This window comes from Streptomyces sp. Tue6028, assembly GCF_002300165.1.
Taxonomy (GTDB): Bacteria; Actinomycetota; Actinomycetes; order Streptomycetales; family Streptomycetaceae; genus Streptomyces; species Streptomyces siamensis.
In genome coordinates, this window is sequence record NZ_MLCE01000012.1 from 69,499 (window position 1) to 86,628 (window position 17,130).

The 17,130-nt window shown below is 71.2% G+C and carries 11 protein-coding genes; 7 read left to right on the forward strand and 4 right to left on the reverse strand.

Going from position 1 to position 17,130, the window contains the following annotated elements:
• Positions 1-204 precede the first annotated feature (204 nt).
• From BKI49_RS09905 to BKI49_RS09915, 3 genes are all read left to right on the forward strand, one after another.
• A complete protein-coding gene (locus tag BKI49_RS09905; RefSeq protein ID WP_095933854.1) occupies positions 205-1,476 on the forward strand; it encodes a sensor histidine kinase in 1,272 nt (423 codons plus the stop codon).
• The gene (locus BKI49_RS09910; RefSeq protein WP_095933855.1) at positions 1,461-2,117 is read left to right on the forward strand and encodes a LuxR C-terminal-related transcriptional regulator; all 657 of its coding nucleotides are present in this window, start codon (positions 1,461-1,463) and stop codon (positions 2,115-2,117) included. Before BKI49_RS09905 ends, BKI49_RS09910 begins: the two co-directional genes overlap by 16 nt.
• Before the next feature lie 232 nt (positions 2,118-2,349).
• On the forward strand, positions 2,350-3,897 hold the full coding sequence (locus BKI49_RS09915; RefSeq protein WP_095933856.1) for a DUF1996 domain-containing protein: 1,548 nt from the start codon (positions 2,350-2,352) through the stop codon (positions 3,895-3,897).
• 197 nt (positions 3,898-4,094) lie between these two features.
• Here BKI49_RS09915 and BKI49_RS09920 read toward each other — a convergent pair whose 3' ends face one another.
• Complete coding sequence (locus tag BKI49_RS09920; RefSeq protein ID WP_095933857.1) at positions 4,095-4,556, reverse strand: hypothetical protein; 462 nt, start codon at positions 4,554-4,556, stop codon at positions 4,095-4,097.
• A gap of 215 nt (positions 4,557-4,771) precedes the next feature.
• Between BKI49_RS09920 and BKI49_RS09925 the strand changes: the two genes are divergently transcribed.
• The 4 genes from BKI49_RS09925 (at position 4,772) to BKI49_RS09940 (ending at position 9,543) form a co-directional block, all read left to right on the forward strand.
• Positions 4,772-6,700 (forward strand): hypothetical protein, encoded by a 1,929-nt coding sequence (locus BKI49_RS09925; RefSeq protein ID WP_095933858.1) that lies wholly within the window; start codon positions 4,772-4,774, stop codon positions 6,698-6,700.
• A 130-nt stretch (positions 6,701-6,830) separates the two neighbouring features.
• Positions 6,831-7,736: a metal-dependent hydrolase gene (locus BKI49_RS09930; RefSeq protein WP_095933859.1), complete on the forward strand. Its 906-nt coding sequence runs from the start codon at positions 6,831-6,833 to the stop codon at positions 7,734-7,736.
• Positions 7,733-8,785: a PDR/VanB family oxidoreductase gene (locus tag BKI49_RS09935; protein ID WP_095933860.1), complete on the forward strand. Its 1,053-nt coding sequence runs from the start codon at positions 7,733-7,735 to the stop codon at positions 8,783-8,785. Before BKI49_RS09930 ends, BKI49_RS09935 begins: the two co-directional genes overlap by 4 nt.
• Before the next feature lie 56 nt (positions 8,786-8,841).
• Entirely contained in the window at positions 8,842-9,543 is a 702-nt protein-coding gene (locus tag BKI49_RS09940; protein WP_095933861.1) for a TetR/AcrR family transcriptional regulator, read from the forward strand.
• A 25-nt stretch (positions 9,544-9,568) separates the two neighbouring features.
• On the opposite strand, the gene BKI49_RS09945 is transcribed toward BKI49_RS09940, so the two are convergent.
• The 3 genes from BKI49_RS09945 to pulA form a co-directional block, all read right to left on the reverse strand.
• A complete protein-coding gene (locus BKI49_RS09945; RefSeq protein ID WP_095933862.1) occupies positions 9,569-9,928 on the reverse strand; it encodes a 5-carboxymethyl-2-hydroxymuconate Delta-isomerase in 360 nt (119 codons plus the stop codon).
• Positions 9,929-9,957: 29 nt separating this feature from the next.
• On the reverse strand, positions 9,958-11,580 hold the full coding sequence (locus BKI49_RS09950) for a fused response regulator/phosphatase (RefSeq protein WP_095933863.1): 1,623 nt from the start codon (positions 11,578-11,580) through the stop codon (positions 9,958-9,960).
• 80 nt (positions 11,581-11,660) lie between these two features.
• Positions 11,661-17,060 (reverse strand): pullulanase-type alpha-1,6-glucosidase, encoded by a 5,400-nt coding sequence (gene pulA, locus BKI49_RS09955; RefSeq protein WP_373557533.1) that lies wholly within the window; start codon positions 17,058-17,060, stop codon positions 11,661-11,663.
• Positions 17,061-17,130: the final 70 nt, after the last annotated feature.

The window sequence follows — 17,130 nt, forward strand, 5'->3', positions numbered from 1 at the left end:
TCGCCCTCGTCCGCACGGGCATCCCGGTCGCCCTCGTCCGCACCGGCATCCCGGTCGCCCTCGTCCGCACCGGCATCCCGGTCGCTCTCGTCCGCACGGGCGTCCCGGTTCGCTCTCCCGCATGCCGGGGGTGGTGCCGGCACCACCGCCGGTAGGGGTGCCCGGCCCAGTGACCCGGTGCATCCGGTCGGTGAGACTGAGGCCATGGAGAAGCACAGCACCGACGTCCGGGCGCGAGCGCGGGAGGCGGCCGTGGCCGGCGCACGGGGACTGGCCGTCGCCGTCCTGGGGTTCGCCGGGTCCGTGGCCCTCTTCGTCCTTGCCGTCGTGTCACTCGTCCTCGTACCGCTGGGCGTGGGCGTCGTGACGACGCCCTGGGTGCTGACCGGCGTCCGGTCCTTCGCGAACGCCCGCCGGGTGGTCGCGGCACAGTGGTACGGGATACGGATCCCGGCCGTGTACCGGCCGGTGCCGGCGGGCGCGGGCCCGTGGACGCGCTGCTTCGGGATGCTCGGGGACCCGGCGACCTGGCGGGACCTGGGATGGCTGCTGTTCGACATGACCGTCGGGTTCGTCACGGCCCTGCTGCCCGGGGCACTGCTCCTGTACCCGCTGGAGGGGTTCGCGCTCGCGCTCGGGCTGTGGCGGGTCTTCACCGACGGCACCCACGTCGGCTGGTGGTACGGCTTCGTGCCGGTCTCGGGACAGAGCACCGCCCTGCTGGCCGGCGCGCTCGCCGCCGGTCTGCTGGCCGCCGGCTACCACCTCTCCCCGCCGCTGCTGCGTCTGCACTTCCGGCTCACCCGGTCCGTACTGGCCTCCGGACAGGGCGAACTCGCCGAGCGGGTCAGGGTGCTGACGGAGACACGGCGCGACGCCGTCGACACGTCGGCGGCCGAACTGCGGCGCATCGAGCGGGACCTGCACGACGGGGCGCAGGCACGCCTGGTCGCCATGGGCATGGACCTGGGCACGATCGAGGCACTGATCGACAAGGACCCGGCGCGGGCCAGGGAACTGCTCGCCCAGGCGCGGAGGTCGTCCGCCGACGCGCTCACCGAGCTGCGGGACCTGGTGCGCGGCATCCATCCTCCGGTGCTCGCGGAACGCGGACTCGCCGACGCGATAAGGGCGTTGGCGCTGCGCCTGCCGCTGACGAGCGAGGTGGACGCGGAGCTGGCGGGGCGGGCGGACGCGCCCGTCGAGTCCGCCGCGTACTTCGCGGTCAGCGAGGTGCTGACCAACACGGTCAAGCACTCCGGCGCCGACCGCGTCTGGGTCGACCTCCACCACACGGACGGCATGCTGCGTATCGCGGTCACCGACAACGGCAGGGGCGGCGCCCGGATCGGCGCGGGTTCGGGCCTGTCGGGGATCGAGCGGCGGCTCGGTACATTCGACGGCGTCCTCGCCGTCAGCAGTCCCGCCGGCGGCCCCACCATGGTCACCATGGAGATCCCTTGCGCGTTGTCCTAGCCGAAGATCTGTTCCTGCTGCGCGACGGGCTGGTGCGGATGCTCCAGGCCTACGACTTCGAGATCGCCGCAGCCGTCGAGAGCGGGCCCGAACTGAGCCGCGCGCTGGCCGAGTTGGAGCCGGACGTGGCGGTGGTCGACGTACGGCTGCCGCCCTCGCACACGGACGAGGGCCTGCAGTGCGCCCTGGAGGCCCGGCGCAACCGGCCGGGACTGCCGGTCCTGGTGCTGTCGCAGCACGTGGAGCAGTTGTACGCACGGGAGTTGCTCGCCGACGGAACCGGCGGCATCGGTTATCTGCTGAAGGACCGGGTGTTCGACGCGGAGCAGTTCGTGGACGCGGTGCGCCGAGTCGCGGCGGGGGGTACGGCGATGGATCCGCAGGTCATCCAGCAGTTGCTGTCGCGGCGGTCCACCGTCGACAAGCCGCTCGGGCGGCTCACTCCGCGGGAGACGGAGGTGCTCGAACTGATGGCGCAGGGACGGTCGAACGCGGCGATCGCCGGCCAGCTCGTGGTCACGGAGCGGGCGATCGCCAAGCACACGTCCAACATCTTCGCGAAGCTGGGCCTGGAGGTCTCCGACGACGACAATCGCCGGGTCCTCGCGGTGCTCGCGTATTTGGACCGGGGAGCTCACTGAATGCGATCAACGGAACTGAATCGGATTCAAAAATTCGCCGTTCAAACCTGAATGGCATCATCAACTCTCGCGGAAACGCGGGCTTCTGGGCCCATTGTGCCTGAATTGGCCACACGGACTTCCAAGTTTTTCCGAGGCTTCTGAACGCCTCACACACCTCATGCGTATGGAATGGAGCCGCTTCACTCCTGTCGGGCGCCTCGATGCCCCGCAAGGAAGTCAGAGGAGTTCCATGGGACGCAACACACGAAAACGCCGTTCGCCGCTGGCCGTCCGCGCCGTAGCCGCATCGGCGGCTCTAGCGCTCGGCGGAGGCGGGCTGATCTGGGCGAATTACTACGCTTCGGCGCACGAGGAGAATTCTTCCCCCAACACCACCAAGGCCGCCGCCGCTCAGGTGGCCACGATCAGCTGTCCCGACGTCGGGCAGAAGCTCCCCGACGTGCCGAACCAGGCCCGCACAGAGGTCGACGGCGAGCTCGCCACGCTCGATCAGCAGATCACCGACGCCTACCAGCGTCTCGCCACCACGCGGGACGCGCAGGCCAGGGACGCCCAGTTCGTGCAGAACTCCATCCTCCAGCCGCTCAAGGACCGGCGTTCGGCCATCATCGACCGGATCAAGCTGGAGATCTCGCGCGTGGGCGGCACCGCCCCGGACTCGCTGAGCACTCTCGCCGGCTGCAACGCGACCACCGCCGACCAGACGCAGGCCAACAACGGCGGCCAGCAGCAGGGCGGCGGGCAGCAGCAAGGTGGCGGCCAGGCCACCGCCTCCCCGAGCGCTCCGGCCGGCGGCCAGCAGCAGGGTGGCGGGCAGCAGCAGGGTGGCGGCCAGCAGCAGGGCAACGGCGGCCAGGCCGGCAACGGTCCCGTCGCCGCCGACTTCGTCGACATCACGAAGGTCCGGCCGAACGTGCCCCAGAAGGCGCGGACCCGGGCGGGCGGCTCCTCCGGCACCTTCTCGAGCGCCTGCGGTGTGAACGCGAACAAGAAGTTCAACACCGACAACGTGATCGTGGCGCCCGGCGTGACCAATGGCGCGCACCACCTGCACGACTACGTCGGCAACCAGTCGAACGACGCCTTCGCCAACAACGACACGTTCGCCGCGGCCAAGACCAGCTGCTCGAACCAGGGCGACAAGTCGTCGTACTACTGGCCGGTCGTGCGTATCCAGAACGGCACGCAGGACTTCGACCAGAACAACGACGGCGGTGGCAAGGAAGGCAACGTCGGCCAGATCCAGCAGGCCAAGCAGGCGCAGATCAAGTTCGTCGGCAACCCGAAGAGCAAGGTCGTCGCGATGCCGAAGTTCCTGCGGATCATCACCGGTGACGCGAAGACGACGACCAACGGACTCGCGAACGCCAACGCCCACTGGAGCTGCACCGGCTTCGAGAACAAGGTGCAGCTGACGACGCAGTACCCGATCTGCCCCCAGGGCAGCAGCGTGGTGCGCACCTTCGCCTTCCAGAGCTGCTGGGACGGCCAGAACATCGACAGCGCGAACCACCGTACGCACGTGGCCTTCGCCGACGCCCAGGGCAACTGCGCCAACGGCTTCAAGGCGATCCCGCAGCTGACGATGCGCCTGGTGTACAACGTGCCGGCGCCGACCCTGCAGAACGGGCAGATCAAGAACGCCTATGCGGTGGACGGCTTCCCGGAACAGCTGCACAAGCCCGCCACCGACCACGACGACTTCATCAACGTCTTCGACGAGAACGTGATGAACAAGATGGTCAACTGCATCAACCGGGGCCAGCGTTGCAGGTGAGCCGCTCGCAGCGGTGACCGACCCGACATGAAGCGCGAAGAAGGCCGGTGGCGGATCTCCCGCCACCGGCCTTCCGCGTTCCTCCCGCCACCGGCCTTCCGCATTCCCCCGGGCGCCCCCGCGCCGCGGGCCCGTTCCGGCTCCTGCCCGGGATGTGCCGGTGGCGTCCCCGCCCCGTCCCTCCCGGGCCAGAGGCGTCAGCCGGCGTGCTGACCGGAGTGCCCGGTCGCGGTTCCCGCACCACCGGCGCCTCCCGCGTGGTGGGACATGCCCTCCTCGACGGTCCCGCCGAGCCGGCCGCGCAGCGTCGTGACCATCTTCTGGTCGCCGACGGCGACCCACTTGGCGCCGACGAGGTACGACCCACCGTAGTCCTTGGCGCCGTTGAGCCACTCGCGCTGTCCGCGGTCGGTGGCGAAGGTCGCCAGGATGAACTTGCCGGAACGGATCTTGCACACGCCCTGGCGGATCTCGTCCGCGTCCGTCTGGATGTCCGGCGTGCACTTCACCTCGGCCGCCAGGTCCTCCAGGCTCCCGGTCGCCGTGGCCGGCACCTTGTCCTGCCGGTCGGCCGCCTTGTCGCCCGACCCACCGCAGCCGGTGAGCACCAGCAGGGCCACGGCGGCCCCGGCCGCGAGCTTCTCGCGTGTCAACGTCATACGTACCTCCGCTGCCTGTCGGCGCTCACGCCGATGAGAGCCCCGGCGGGGGCTCTGCCTTCGATACGGCTCCGGCGGGCCCCGCGCTCAATCGTCCCCCCATCTGCCGTGCCACCGGCGGTCGATGGCGAACCACGCACGTCTGCCCGTCGGGCCCGGGGACCGACCCGCCCGGCGCGGGGTGACCATCCGCCGATTCGCTCGTTCTGCTGAACGTGCAGTCACAGGATGTAGCCCCGCGCCCCGCACCCTCCTCAGGACCGGTCGTCGACGTCGAGCAGGCCGAGGCCGCCCTCGTCGAGCACTACCCGCGGCTGGTCCGGCTGGCCTATCTGGTGCTGCCGCCGGGCCTGGGCCGTGGCCGCCGGGTGATGACCGCGCACGCCCTCACCCAGCGCGCGCTGCCCCGGGGCCGTGCCTCGGGCGACGCCTCGGTCATCCCCGCCCAGCAGTCCGGCGGCGGCCGCGACGGCGACCCCGGCTATGCCTACGTACGCCTGCACGTGGTGCGCGCGGCCCTGGAAGCGGGCCTGCCGCTGAGGTTCCGCGCCCGGCCCAGGCGCGCCCAACTGCCGCCGCTGCTGCCGCACGTATGGGGTCTGAAGCTGTTCCCGCGCTCGGGCGGTGCCGACGAACTCGCCCTGGACCAGCGGCTGTCCGCGTTGTCCGGGCCCGCCCGCGCGGCCTACGTCCTGCGCGGTCTGGAGAAGCTGCCGGACACCCACGTACGGAAGGTCCTCACGGCGGCGGGGGTCGCGGACCCGGACACGGCGCTCGCCGAGGCGTCCGGCGTCGAGGCCCGCGACGCGCTGCTCGACTCCCCCGAGTTCGACCCCTGTTCGCTGCACGCCCGGCCCACCGACCTGATGCGGCGCAGGCAGCACGTCAGGGCCGCGCTCGCCGCCACCGCCGCGGTGGCCGTGTGCGGCGCACTCCTCGCGCTGCCCGGGGACGGCTGGGGCCCCGACGGCGCCGCGGCGCCCTCCTACGCGCAGAACCCGGCGGCCGAGGCCGCCCTCGACCCCGGCAGGCTGACCGAGGTGGCGGGCACGGCCTGGGAGTCGTCCGCGCGCACCGACTTCTCCGTGTGGCCCGCCCGCGGCGGCCTCGTCGACGACAGCGCGCTGCTGCGGCGCGCGCTCGCCGTGTGGGCCAGGCCCGGCGAGTCGGTGCGGGTCTCGGCGACCCCCGGCACCCCGTCCGGTGCCCCGCCCGGCCCGCCGCAGCTGCTGTACGCGGGCGAGGTCGACCAGGCGCGCGTGGTGCTCCTCTACGACGGTCTGCGCATCGCCCGGTACGCGGAGCCGAAGGACGGCACGAGCGGCGCCGCCCTCGACTTCGCACGGGTCGACGGCGCGAAGCGGGCCGAGGCGAACGCGGTGGTCGTGGGCCGCTCCGACGGCAACGTCCGGTATCTGACCGCGCCCTGGGTGACCGAGGCGGCCGAGCGGGACCTGATGAAGCCGTCCTCGGGCGCGATGGACCTGCCGATCTCCGCCGACGGCGTCACCTCCCCGCTGGCCGGTCCTGCCCAGAGCGGCGCCTGCACCTCGTGGAACGTGCTCCAGCTGAAGGACGGCTCGGGCACCCGTCTGATGACCGACCTCGGCGAGCTGATCCCGGCGCACCTCACGGCGGGCAAGCCCTCGTCCCCGCACGAGGCTTCCGGCGCCGAGGCGCTGCGCGAGTGGTCCCCGTTCGCCTGCTCGCTCGCCTCGGTGCGTTCCCAGGGCGTGCGGTCCGTGAACGCCTGGCGGTTCGCGCAGCAGCCGCTGCCGGAGGCGAGTGGCACGGCGGCCTGGGTCTGCACCCGCGCCGACACCTGGCGGGGCGGCGGGACGCGGGTGCTCGCCCAGTTCCACACCCCGGGCGGGGTGTACGGGGCGGTCGCCGCGAAGGCCGAGAACTCCCCCGCGTGCGGCTCCCGCGACCCCCATGTGCTGGCCGGCGTGCTGTGGAAGTCGGGGACGGGCAGCTGGTACCTGCTGGCCGCCGGGAGCAGGGACACGTCGTCCGTCCGGGCCACGGGCGGGGTCGAGGGCTCCGTGCGGGGCAGCATGCTGGCGGTGCGGGCACGGCAGGGCGCCCAGGCCCAGCTGAAGGCGACCCTGTCGGACGGACGGTCGATCTCCGGGCTGCGTTAGCCGGTCGCTCCGGGCTGCGTCAGCCGGTCGCCGACTGACGCTGCCCGGACCGGAAGGCTAGTTGACGTTCGCGTAAATAAGTAGGCGCACGGGGCTTCTCCGCGCGCCTACCCGTCAGTACATTGACGCCATGTCTAACACGCAGGCCCGGCTGCCCCGGCCAGTCGACTCCGAGCGGACGGCGCTCAAGGCGCGGAAGGTGTCGTTCTCCTGGGAGGACACACCCCTGCACTGGGTGCCCGGGGACCCGTTCGCCGCGCACACCATCAACGTGCTGCACCTGCTGCTGCCGGCCGGTGAGCGCTGGTTCGTGCATGTGTACAAGCAGGTGCTGCCCCACATCCGCGACGAGCGGCTGCGCGAGGACGTCATCGGGTTCATCGGGCAGGAGGCGATGCACTCGCAGGCGCACGACGAGGTGCTGCCGCACCTCAAGGAGCTGGGGCTCGACCCGACCCCGTACACCGCCCAGGTCGACTGGCTCTTCGAGAAGCTCCTCGGCGACCGCACACTGCCGCCGGGCAAGGCCCGCAAGTGGTGGCTGCTGGAGCGGGTCGCCATCATCGCGGCGATCGAGCACTACACCGCCTTCCTCGGCGACTGGGTCCTGAACGCCGAGGAGCTGGACCGGCGGGGCGCCGACCCGACCATGCTGGATCTGCTGCGCTGGCACGGCGCGGAGGAGGTCGAGCACCGCTCGGTGGCGTTCGAGCTGTTCATGCACGTCGACGGGAGTTACCGGCGGCGGGCCCGGACCTGGGCCACCGCGTTCGCGGCGCTCGTCTTCCTCTGGCAGCGCGGAGCACGGTTCTTCATGGAGAACGACCCGACGCTGGCGGACGGCCGGGCGAGCTTCAAGGACTTCTACGAGAGCGGGAAGCAGGGCGTGCTGCCGTCCACCGGGGACATGCTCAAGTCCATCCCCCGCTACCTCAGCCGCTCCTACCACCCCTCCCAGGAGGGTTCCACCGAGCAGGCGATCGCCTATCTCGCCTCCTCCCCCGCGGCGACCGCGGCGGAACGGGGTGCGGCATGACGCCCCGGCTGCGGACCGTCGTGGCCGTCGCCGGTGCGGCCCTCGTCGTACGACGCGCGCTGCGCCGCCGGATCGAGGTCTCGCCGCTGTGGCCGCTGCCCGCGCTGGAGGAGCCGATCTCCGGCCGGCCGCGCACCCGGGCGCTGCGCCTGCCGGTCACCGGGCACGAGCGGGTCGCCGACGGTGTCGTCCAACTGCGCCTGGAGGGGCGGGACCTGCCGCGCTGGGAGCCGGGCGCCCACCTCGACCTGGTCCTGCCGTCGGGTCTCGTACGGCAGTACTCGCTGTGCGGGGACCCCGAGGACACCTCGTCGTACACCGTCGCGACGCGGCTCGTCGAGGACGGGCGGGGCGGTTCGCGCGAGGTGCACGAGCAGGTGTGGGAGGGCTCGGAGATCGAGGTGCGCGGGCCGCGCAACCGTTTCCCCCTCGTGGACGCGCCGTCTTACGTGTTCGTCGTGGGCGGCATCGGGATCACCCCGGTCCTGCCGATGCTGCGCGCCGTGCGGGGGCGCGCGGACTGGCGGCTGGTCTACGGCGGCCGGTCGCGGGCCTCGATGCCCTTCCTGGAGGAGATCGAGAAGCTGGACCCCGAGCGGGTCACCGTCGTCGCGGAGGACGAGGTGGGGCTGCCGGACCTCGACGCGCTGTTCGCGGACCTCCCCCGGGACACGGCGGTCTACTGCTGCGGCCCCGAGGGGCTGATGGCCGCGGTCGAGGCCCGCGTCCCGGACGGGGCGACGCTCCATCTGGAGCGCTTCGCGCCCCGCACGTCGAGCGAGGGCAACGGCGCCTTCGAGGTCGAACTGCGGCGCAGTGGACGCACGGTGACCGTGGCCGCGGACTCCACCGTCCTCGCGGCCGTCCGCGCGGAATTGCCGGGCACCGTGTACTCGTGCGAGCAGGGGTTCTGCGGAACCTGCCAACAGCGGGTGCTGGAAGGAGAGATCGACCACCGGGACGAGCTGCTGACGGACGCGGAGCGTGACGACTCGATGCTGATCTGTGTCTCGCGGGCACGTGGTGAGAGAATTGTGTTGGACATGTGAACGATCGTGGGCGGACCGGCCCGTTCCGGGCCGGATCCGATCGGTAAGGTGTTCGCATGACAACCGGGGTACGACGCAGGATGGGTGTCGAGGAACGCCGGCAGCAGTTGATCGGCGTCGCCCTCGAACTGTTCAGCCGACGCTCGCCCGACGAGGTCTCCATCGACGAGATAGCCTCCGCCGCGGGCATCTCCCGTCCCCTGGTCTACCACTACTTCCCCGGCAAACTCAGCCTGTACGAGGCCGCCTTGCAGCGCGCTTCGGACGACCTCGCGGGACGGTTCGTGGAACCCGCGGAAGGACCGTTGGGGGCGCGGCTGCTGCGGGTGATGCGCCGGTTCTTCGACTTCGTGGACGATCACGGGCCCGGTTTCGCGGCGTTGATGCGGGGCGGCCCCGCGGTCGGCTCCTCCACCACCAACGCCCTGATCGACGCCGTACGGCAGGCCGCGTACGTGCAGATCCTGTCGCACCTGAACGTCGAGAGGCCGACGGCCCGCCTGGAGCTGATGATCCGCTCCTGGATCTCGCTGGTCGAGTCGACGGCCCTGCTCTGGCTGGACGGACGGCGGATCCCGCGCGGCGAGCTGGAGTTGCAGCTGGTGCACGACTTCGCGGCACTGGCCGCGGTGAGCGCCGCCCACGACGAGGAGATGAGCGAGCAGCTGCGCCAGGGGCTCAAGGGCGAGCCGGGCGACGGGCCGTTCAGCGATCTCGTCGTCCGGCTCGTCGCACTGGCCTCGCCCCCGGACGCCTGAGCCCCCGCGAGCCGCGGGCGGCGGGCTAGGCGCCCTCGAACTTGCGGTACGACGGGTCGAGGTCCCGCACTTCGGCGGAGGCGTGCACGGTGACGCCCTCGACCGGCTCGATGTACTTGCGCAGCAGCTCCAGCGCGGCCTCGGTCAGCCTCGCCTTGGTCTCGTCGGACCGGCCGGCGAGCAGCGCCAGTGTGACGTGCACGATCGCGTGGCCCTCCCCGTCCGCTCCGACCACGTCGTCCCCGGTCGCACGGAACCGTGTCTTGCACGCCTCGATGCGGGCGGCAGCCGTCTCCACCACCACCGGGTGCAGCGACAGCGCGAACCCGCGCCGGTCGAAGGCGTCGTCGAGCGACTCGGAGTAGTCGACGGTGATCTGCGGCATCAGCGCACTCCTGTTCTAGGAATCTGCGATCACCCTAACCGCAGCGCGAGCAGCGCGATGTCGTCCTCCCGGCCCGGTCCGAAGCAGTCGAGCAGGGTGTCGCACAGGCCGGCGACGCCGGCCGGTGCCTCGGCGCCGGCGCTGCGCAGCTGCTCCAGGGAGACCCCCAGATCGGTCCCGCGCGTCTCGATGAGGCCGTCGGTGACCATGAGGAGCCGGTCGGTCGGCAGCAGGACGACCTCGGTGGGCCGCGGCCGGTCCAGGCCGAGGCCGAGCAGCGGGCCGCGGACGTCCGCGTAGTCGGCGGTGCCGTCGTCGCCGACGATCAGCGGCGGGATGTGGCCCGCGTTCGCGATGCGCGCCCGCCCGCTCGCCGGGTCGACCAGGCACAGGCAGACGGTGGCCGTGACGTCGGGGTGGTAGTGCTGGAGCATCCGGTCCAGACGCCGGGCCAGCACTCCGGGGTCGGGGTCCTCGACGCAGTAGGCGCGCAGCGCGTGCCGGATCTCGACCATCACGGTGGCCGCCTCCAGCGAGTGGCCGACGACGTCGCCGACGGCGGCGAGGACCCCGTCCGAGGTGCGCAGCACCGCGTAGAAGTCACCGCCGATCTCGGCCTGCCGGGAGGCGGGAACATAGCGCACGACGACGTCGAGGCCCGGCGTCTCGGGCATCTTCTGGGGCAGGAAGCTGTGCTGGAGGGTCAGCGCGACATGCCGCTCCGCCTGGTACATCAGCAGGGGCTCCGCGGCCAGCGCGGTGGCCTGGGCGAGCCGGGCCACGAGGGTGTCGGTCTGCGGGGCCAGGTCCCGGTCGCCGTGCGCGGGCGTCGCGAGGCAGACCGGCACCCTGCCGTCGGGGGTGCGTGCCAGCACGACCCGGGCGGCGTCGGAGGCACCGGGCCGGAAGAATCCGCGCGGCCACAGCGGGGCGGGGACGACTGTGCCGCTCACTCCGGTGTGGCCTGCCGCCATGTGGCGGACCAGCCGGCTGACGGTCTCGTGCGCGCCCGGGTCGGACGCTGTCGTGCGCGCCCGGGTGGACGTCCCGCGGTAGAGCTCTCCGTCCTCGGAGAGGACGAACACGGCGGCGGGCGAGCCGGTGAGCCGGGCGGTGCCCTCGGCCGCGGCGTCGGCGAGCTCCTCGGGGCAGCGGGCCGCCTGGACGGCGACGATGGTCTCGGAGAGCAGTGTCAGCCGTCGTACGAGCGTCTCGGCGCCGATCCGCATCCGGGAGCGGCGCACCGCAGCGCGGACGACGGCCTGGATCTCCTCGGGCTCCGCGGGCACCGAGAGGTACGCGTCGCCACCCGAGTCCAGGCCCCGGCAGCGGTGGTCGGGTCCGGAGGAGGCGGCGGAGAAGTGCACCACGGGCAGGGCGGCCATAGGTGGCTGCGCCTTGAGTCTGCGGCACAGTTCGAAGCCGCTCATGTCGGGCAGGCCGACGTCCACCAGGGCGACGTCGGGCAGGACTCCGGCGCGCAGCCGTACGTCGAGCTCGATGAGCGCCTCGGCGGCACTGGCGACGGGGACGACCCTGTGTCCCGCGCGGGTGAGCACGGCGCCCAGCGCGTAGCGGCTGGCCGCGATGTCGTCGACCACCATCACGGTGGACAGGGTCTCCACCGTGGGTCCGGCCGATTCGATGGCCATCGGAACAGTCCCTCGGAGCACGGGTGATGGAGGCAGGTCCGGGGAGGTCCCGGTCCTGCCTCCATCAAATTAGTGCGCTATCAGCCGGTCCGGGTGAAAACCGCCACCGTGCGGCCCGGAACGGCGAACGTGCCCGATTCGGCCGCGTAGGACGAGGACTTGACGATAGGGTCCGCGCCCGACGCCTGTACCGGATGCAGCGCGTACGCCGTTCCGGCCAGCGAGCCGACGGTCTGCTCCTGCTTCTCGGGCGTCGCGTTGAAGACGACGACGAGATCGCCGAGTTCCATCGTGATCACCCCGGGTGTCTCCGTCTTCCCGGACAGCGGGAAGGCGAGCTCGGACTGCACCCGGTCGGCGGTGGGGAGCGAGAAGACGCCCTCCGTGGTGCGGATGCTCTGGAGGTCCCGGTAGGCGGCCGACGTCGCCCCGATCTGGTCGCAGCCCACCTCGACCGAGGTCAGCAGCGGCTTGGCGTAGGGCCACTTGGAGGCGTTGTCGGCGGCCATCGGCAGCCCGCGCCCGAAGCCGTTGCCGTCGCGGCAGTCCCAGTGGACGGCGTTGAACCAGTCGCCGCTGTCGAACGAGTTGCGGTCGAGGGACTTGGAGCGCAGCAGGTCGCTGCCGGCCTGGGACAGGGACGGGCCCTGCGAGAGGGTGGCCGTCGCCATCGCCAGGACCTGCATCCGGGCCCTGTCGGCCGCGCTCGTGGTGGCGGGCAGCTTGTAGGTGAGCGCGTCGAACAGCGATTCGTTGTCGTGCGCGTCGGCGTACGCGAGGGCGTCGCCGGGGGCGTCCGCGTAGCCTGCGGGCTGCCCGTTGTAGTCGACCTCGGAGCCCTTGACCTCCTTGCCGGCGGTGTCGGTGAAGCGGTACTTGGCGAGATTGCCGCTCAGACCGACCTTGATGAGGTCCTGGTAGTGCAGCAGGCGGGCCTTCTGTTCGGCCGTGGTGCCGTTCGCGTCAGAGGAGTTGGGGTCGGTGTAGAGGCCGGAGGCGAAGCCCTGGACGCCGGGGTCGGCGTCGAAGGGGCCGCCGCCGCGCACCGCGTCGCGGGCACGGTCGGAGAAGGTCGCGATTCCGGTGCCGGCCATGTTCTTCTGGGTGGCCTGGACGAAGCGGGCGTCGTCGGCGACCTCGCCGAAGTTCCAGCCCTCCCCGTACAGGATGATCTTCTTGCCGTCGACGCCGTCCTTCGCGAGGGTGAGGGCGTCCAGGGCCTTGCGGACCGCGAGGATGTTGGCCTTGGGGTGGTGGCCCATGAGGTCGAAGCGGAAGCCGTCGACCTTGTACTCCTTGGCCCAGGTGACGATCGAGTCGACCACCAGCTTGCCCATCATGGCGTTCTCGGTCGCCGTGTTGGCGCAGCAGGTGCTGTTGGCCACCGAGCCGTCGGCGAGGAGCCGCTGGTAGTAGCCGGGCACGATCCTGTCGAGCACGCTGGTGTCCGCCTGGCCGGAGGCCGCCGTGTGGTTGTAGACGACGTCCATGACGACCCGCAGGCCGTCGTCGTTGAGCGACTTGACCATCTTGCGGAACTGGACCGTGCGGGCGGTGCCGTCCGGGTCCGTCGCGTACGAGCCCTCGGGGACCGTGTAGTGGTAGGGGTCGTAGCCCCAGTTGTAGGCGTCCTTGGCGGCGGTCTTCGCGACGCACTCCTGCTGCTTGTCGGAGTCGGCCGCGAAGGAGGCCAGGTCGCAGTCCGGGGTGGCCTGGTCGGCCTTCTTCTCGGGAATGGTGGCGATGTCGAAGGCGGGCAGGAGGTGGACGTACGACGTGCCGGACTTCGCCAGCTCGCGCAGGTGCTTCGAGCCGTCGCTGCCCTTGTCCGTGAAGGCCAGGTAGGTGCCCTGGTCCTCGGCCGGGACCGTCTTGTCGGCCACCGAGAAGTCCCGGATGTGCAGTTCCTGGATCTGGGCGTCCCGCAGCGGTACGGCCTTGGGCTTGCTCAGGGTCGACCAGCCGCCCGGGGCGAGGGCCTTGTCGTTCAGGTCGACGACCAGGCTGCGCTGGGAGTTCGCGGTCAGGGCGACCGAGTAGGGGTCGGTGACCTTGTTCGTCACGACCTTGCGGACGCTGGGGGCCCAGACCTTCACGACGTACCGGTAGGGCTTGTTCTTCCAGGACGCCGGACCCGTGACGGACCAGACGCCGGTGGCCGCGTCGCGGCGCATGGCCACCTCGGAGCCGGCCAGCTCCAGGGAGACGCTCTGTGCCGTCGGCGCCCAGACGGAGAGGGTCGGCCTCCCGTCGTGGAAGACGGGTCCGAGCTTCGCCGCGGTCGCGTCGTACACGTCGTCGAGGACGCCCGCGATCTGCACACCGGTCGCGGCCAGCACCGCGCCGTTCGCCGCCCGCTGGGAGGCCACGATCTGGCCGCCGAGCGCCTGGCGCACCCGGTCCCGGTCACGCGGGTCGACGGACCAGGCCGTGTAGTCCTTCAGGTGCGGGAACTTGGCCTTCTGGGCGTCGGTGAGGCTCGTCTTCGTCAGCCGCAGCCAGCGCTCGTCGTCGCTGGTCAGCGTCCCGTCCTTGACGGCGATCGAGCCGTCGTGGGAGGAGAGCAGCTGGGTGGAGGCAGCGCCGTCGGCGCCGTTCCAGGCGACCGTGTCCCGGTCGATCCAGACCGCCTTGGAGGTGGTCAGGTCGAGAGCGGCCGCACTGCCCGCGGGCTGCGGCAGCAGGTACTTCTCCTGGCCGTTCAACAGCCACACCTCGTAGCCGCTGGACTTGAGGTCCAGGGACTGGTCGGTGGGCAGATCCTTGTCGTCGCCCTTGTGGATGATGTAGCTGAGGCTGGTGGCACCGTCGGTGAGCGGTACCTCGAAGACCGCGCCATAGGCATCAGTCTTCACCGGCTTCAGGGGGTTCGACCAGTCGGTGGGGTTCGCGGCGCCCGTCCAGACGTGCAGGCCCCAGCCGTCGTAGTTCCCGTCGGCGCGGTGGTAGTGGACGGCCGCCTTGCTCTTGTCCTGCGCGGGATAGTCGGGCTTCTGCGTGAGGACGTCCGTCTTGCCCTGCTCGACCCAGACCTCGCCGGTCTTGGTGACGTCGATCGTCCGGTCGGCGGAGACGTCCTTGTTGCCGTCCTTGTCGATGACCAGGAAGCCCACGTTCGAGGCGCCGGGCTTGAGCTTGACGTAGGCGAAGGCGCCGTAGGCGTCGCGGCCGGTGAAGGGGTGGCTGGCGGGCCAGTTCGTGGCCTCGCCGTCGGCGAGGTCGCCCCAGGCGTACAGGCCCCAGTCGTCGTAGTCGCCGTCGGTGCGCTTGTAGTGGACGATCGCGTAGTCGCGCGAGGAGGCGGTGGGGACCTCCGGGGCGGACGGGGTGCCGGTGGTGCTCGTGGCGGTGGCGCTCGCGGTCCGGCCGGCGGAGTCGATCACGACCGCCTTGTAGCGCAGGGCCGTTCCCGCGGGGACATCCTTGCCGATGGCCTGGGTGACCTTGTACGGGGCGTGGTCGGCGGAACCGAGGACGCGCCACTTGCCGTTGCCCACCTGGGCGGCGAAGACGACCCGGTCGAGCCGGCCGCCGTCGACGTTCGCGGCGAGCTCGACGGTCCCGGTGGCGCCGGCGTCCGGGGCCTTGAGGGTGACCGTCGGCTTGGTGACGGGCTTGGCGAGGCCTCCGGCCGCCTTGAGGACGACGGCGGAACCGGCCGGGACGGTGACGGTGATCTTCTTGTCGGCGTCGGTCTTCGCGATGGCGTCCGTACCGTAGATGCCGCGGTACGTCATGTCCGCGGAGCCGGTCGCGAAGGTCGCGGTCTTCGCCTCGCCGGCGTTGTTGAAGGCGACGACGTACTCGGCACCGGTCCGGGCGTCGGTGCGGGTGACGGCGTACACACCGGAGCCGTCCGCCGCGTACCGCTCCGTCTGGATGCCGTCCGTGAGGGCGGGGTTGGCCTTGCGGAGCGCGGAGAGCGCGGCGATCCGCCGGTACAGCGGCGCGCTCGTGTCGTAGGCGTCGCTCGCGTGGGTGCGCTCGGTGCCGATCTCGTCGTCGTCGAGGTAGTCGGCGACCTTGGAGGCGAACATCGTCTGCCGGGCGTCCTTGTCGCCGCCGGCGCCGGTGAAGCCCTGCTCGTCGCCGTAGTAGACGACCGGGTTGCCGCGGCTGAGGAACATCAGCTCGTTGGCGAGCTGGTCCTTCTTCAGCAGTTCGGCGTCGGTGGCCTTCGGGTCGTCCTGGTTCAGGAAGGTCCCGATGCGGCCCATGTCGTGGTTGCCGAGGAAGGTGACCTGCTCGTACGCGTTGGCCTTGTCCGTCGTGTACTTGTAGTCGTCGCCGAAGACGGACGCCAGCTTCTGCGCGCTGCCGCCCTGGGAGGCGTACTGGCGGGCCGCCTCCTGGAAGGGGAAGTCGAGCGTGGAGTCGAGGCGGCCCTCGGTGACGTAGGGCGAGGTGATCGACGTGTCGGCGGAGTAGACCTCGCCGAACATGAAGAAGTCCTTGCGGCCGTGCCGGGCGGCGTAGGCGTCGAGGGCCGTGGCCCACTGGGTCCAGAACTCCATGTTCACGTGCTTGACGGTGTCGATCCGGAAGCCGTCGACGCCGAAGTCCCGCACCCACTTCTCGTAGATCTTCTCCATGCCGGAGACGACCTCGGGCCGTTCGGTCCACAGGTCGTCGAGGCCGGAGAAGTCTCCGTACGTGGTGGACTCACCGGCGTAGGTCGAGTCACCGCGGTTGTGGTACATCGTCGGGTCGTTGAGCCACGACGGGACCTTGGCGTTCTGCTTCGCGGCCGGCACGGTCGGGGTGCGCGGGAAGGAGCCGGTGCCGACCCGGGGGAAGGTCGTGCCCGCGGCGGCGTGGGCGGCGTCGTCGAAGGGCTTTCCGTCCTCGGTCAGATACGGGAAGGCACCCTTGGAGAGGTAGTCGTAGGACTTCTCGTCGTAGTCGACGACGTCGGCCGTGTGGTTGGTGATGACGTCGAAGAAGACCTTCATGCCCTTGGCGTGGGCCTTGGAGATCAGGGTCTCCAGGTCCTTGTTGGTGCCGAAGTGCGGGTCGACCTGGGTGAAGTCGGTGATCCAGTAACCGTGGTAGCCGGCTGAGGCGTCCTTGCCGGTGCCCTGGACGGGCTGGTTCTTGAAGATCGGCGCCATCCAGATGGCGGTGGTGCCGAGGCCCTTGATGTAGTCGAGCTTGCGGGTCAGACCCTTGAGGTCGCCGCCCTGGTAGAAGCCCTTGTCGGTGGGGTCGTAGCCGGTCGACAGGCGCGAACCGGTCAGGCCGCCCTTGTCGTTGCCCGTGTCGCCGTTGGCGAAGCGGTCGGGCAGGACGAAGTAGAACTGCTCGCGGGTGGCGTCGTGCCGGGCGGGTTGCGCGGCGAGCGCGGCGTCCGACGGCGGTGCGGGCGGGGTCTCGGCCCGCGCGGCGAGGGGTTGTGCGAGCGATACGGCCAGAGCGGCGGCAAGAACGGCTGCGCGCAGTCTGGAACGGCCGGGGCGGCGCGCCGGCCCTCTCGGTATCAGGTCCACAGGTGTGAACTCCTAGCGATTACGGCGTACTCGGGTCCGACCCCGCGCAGCGTTCCGGCTCCGG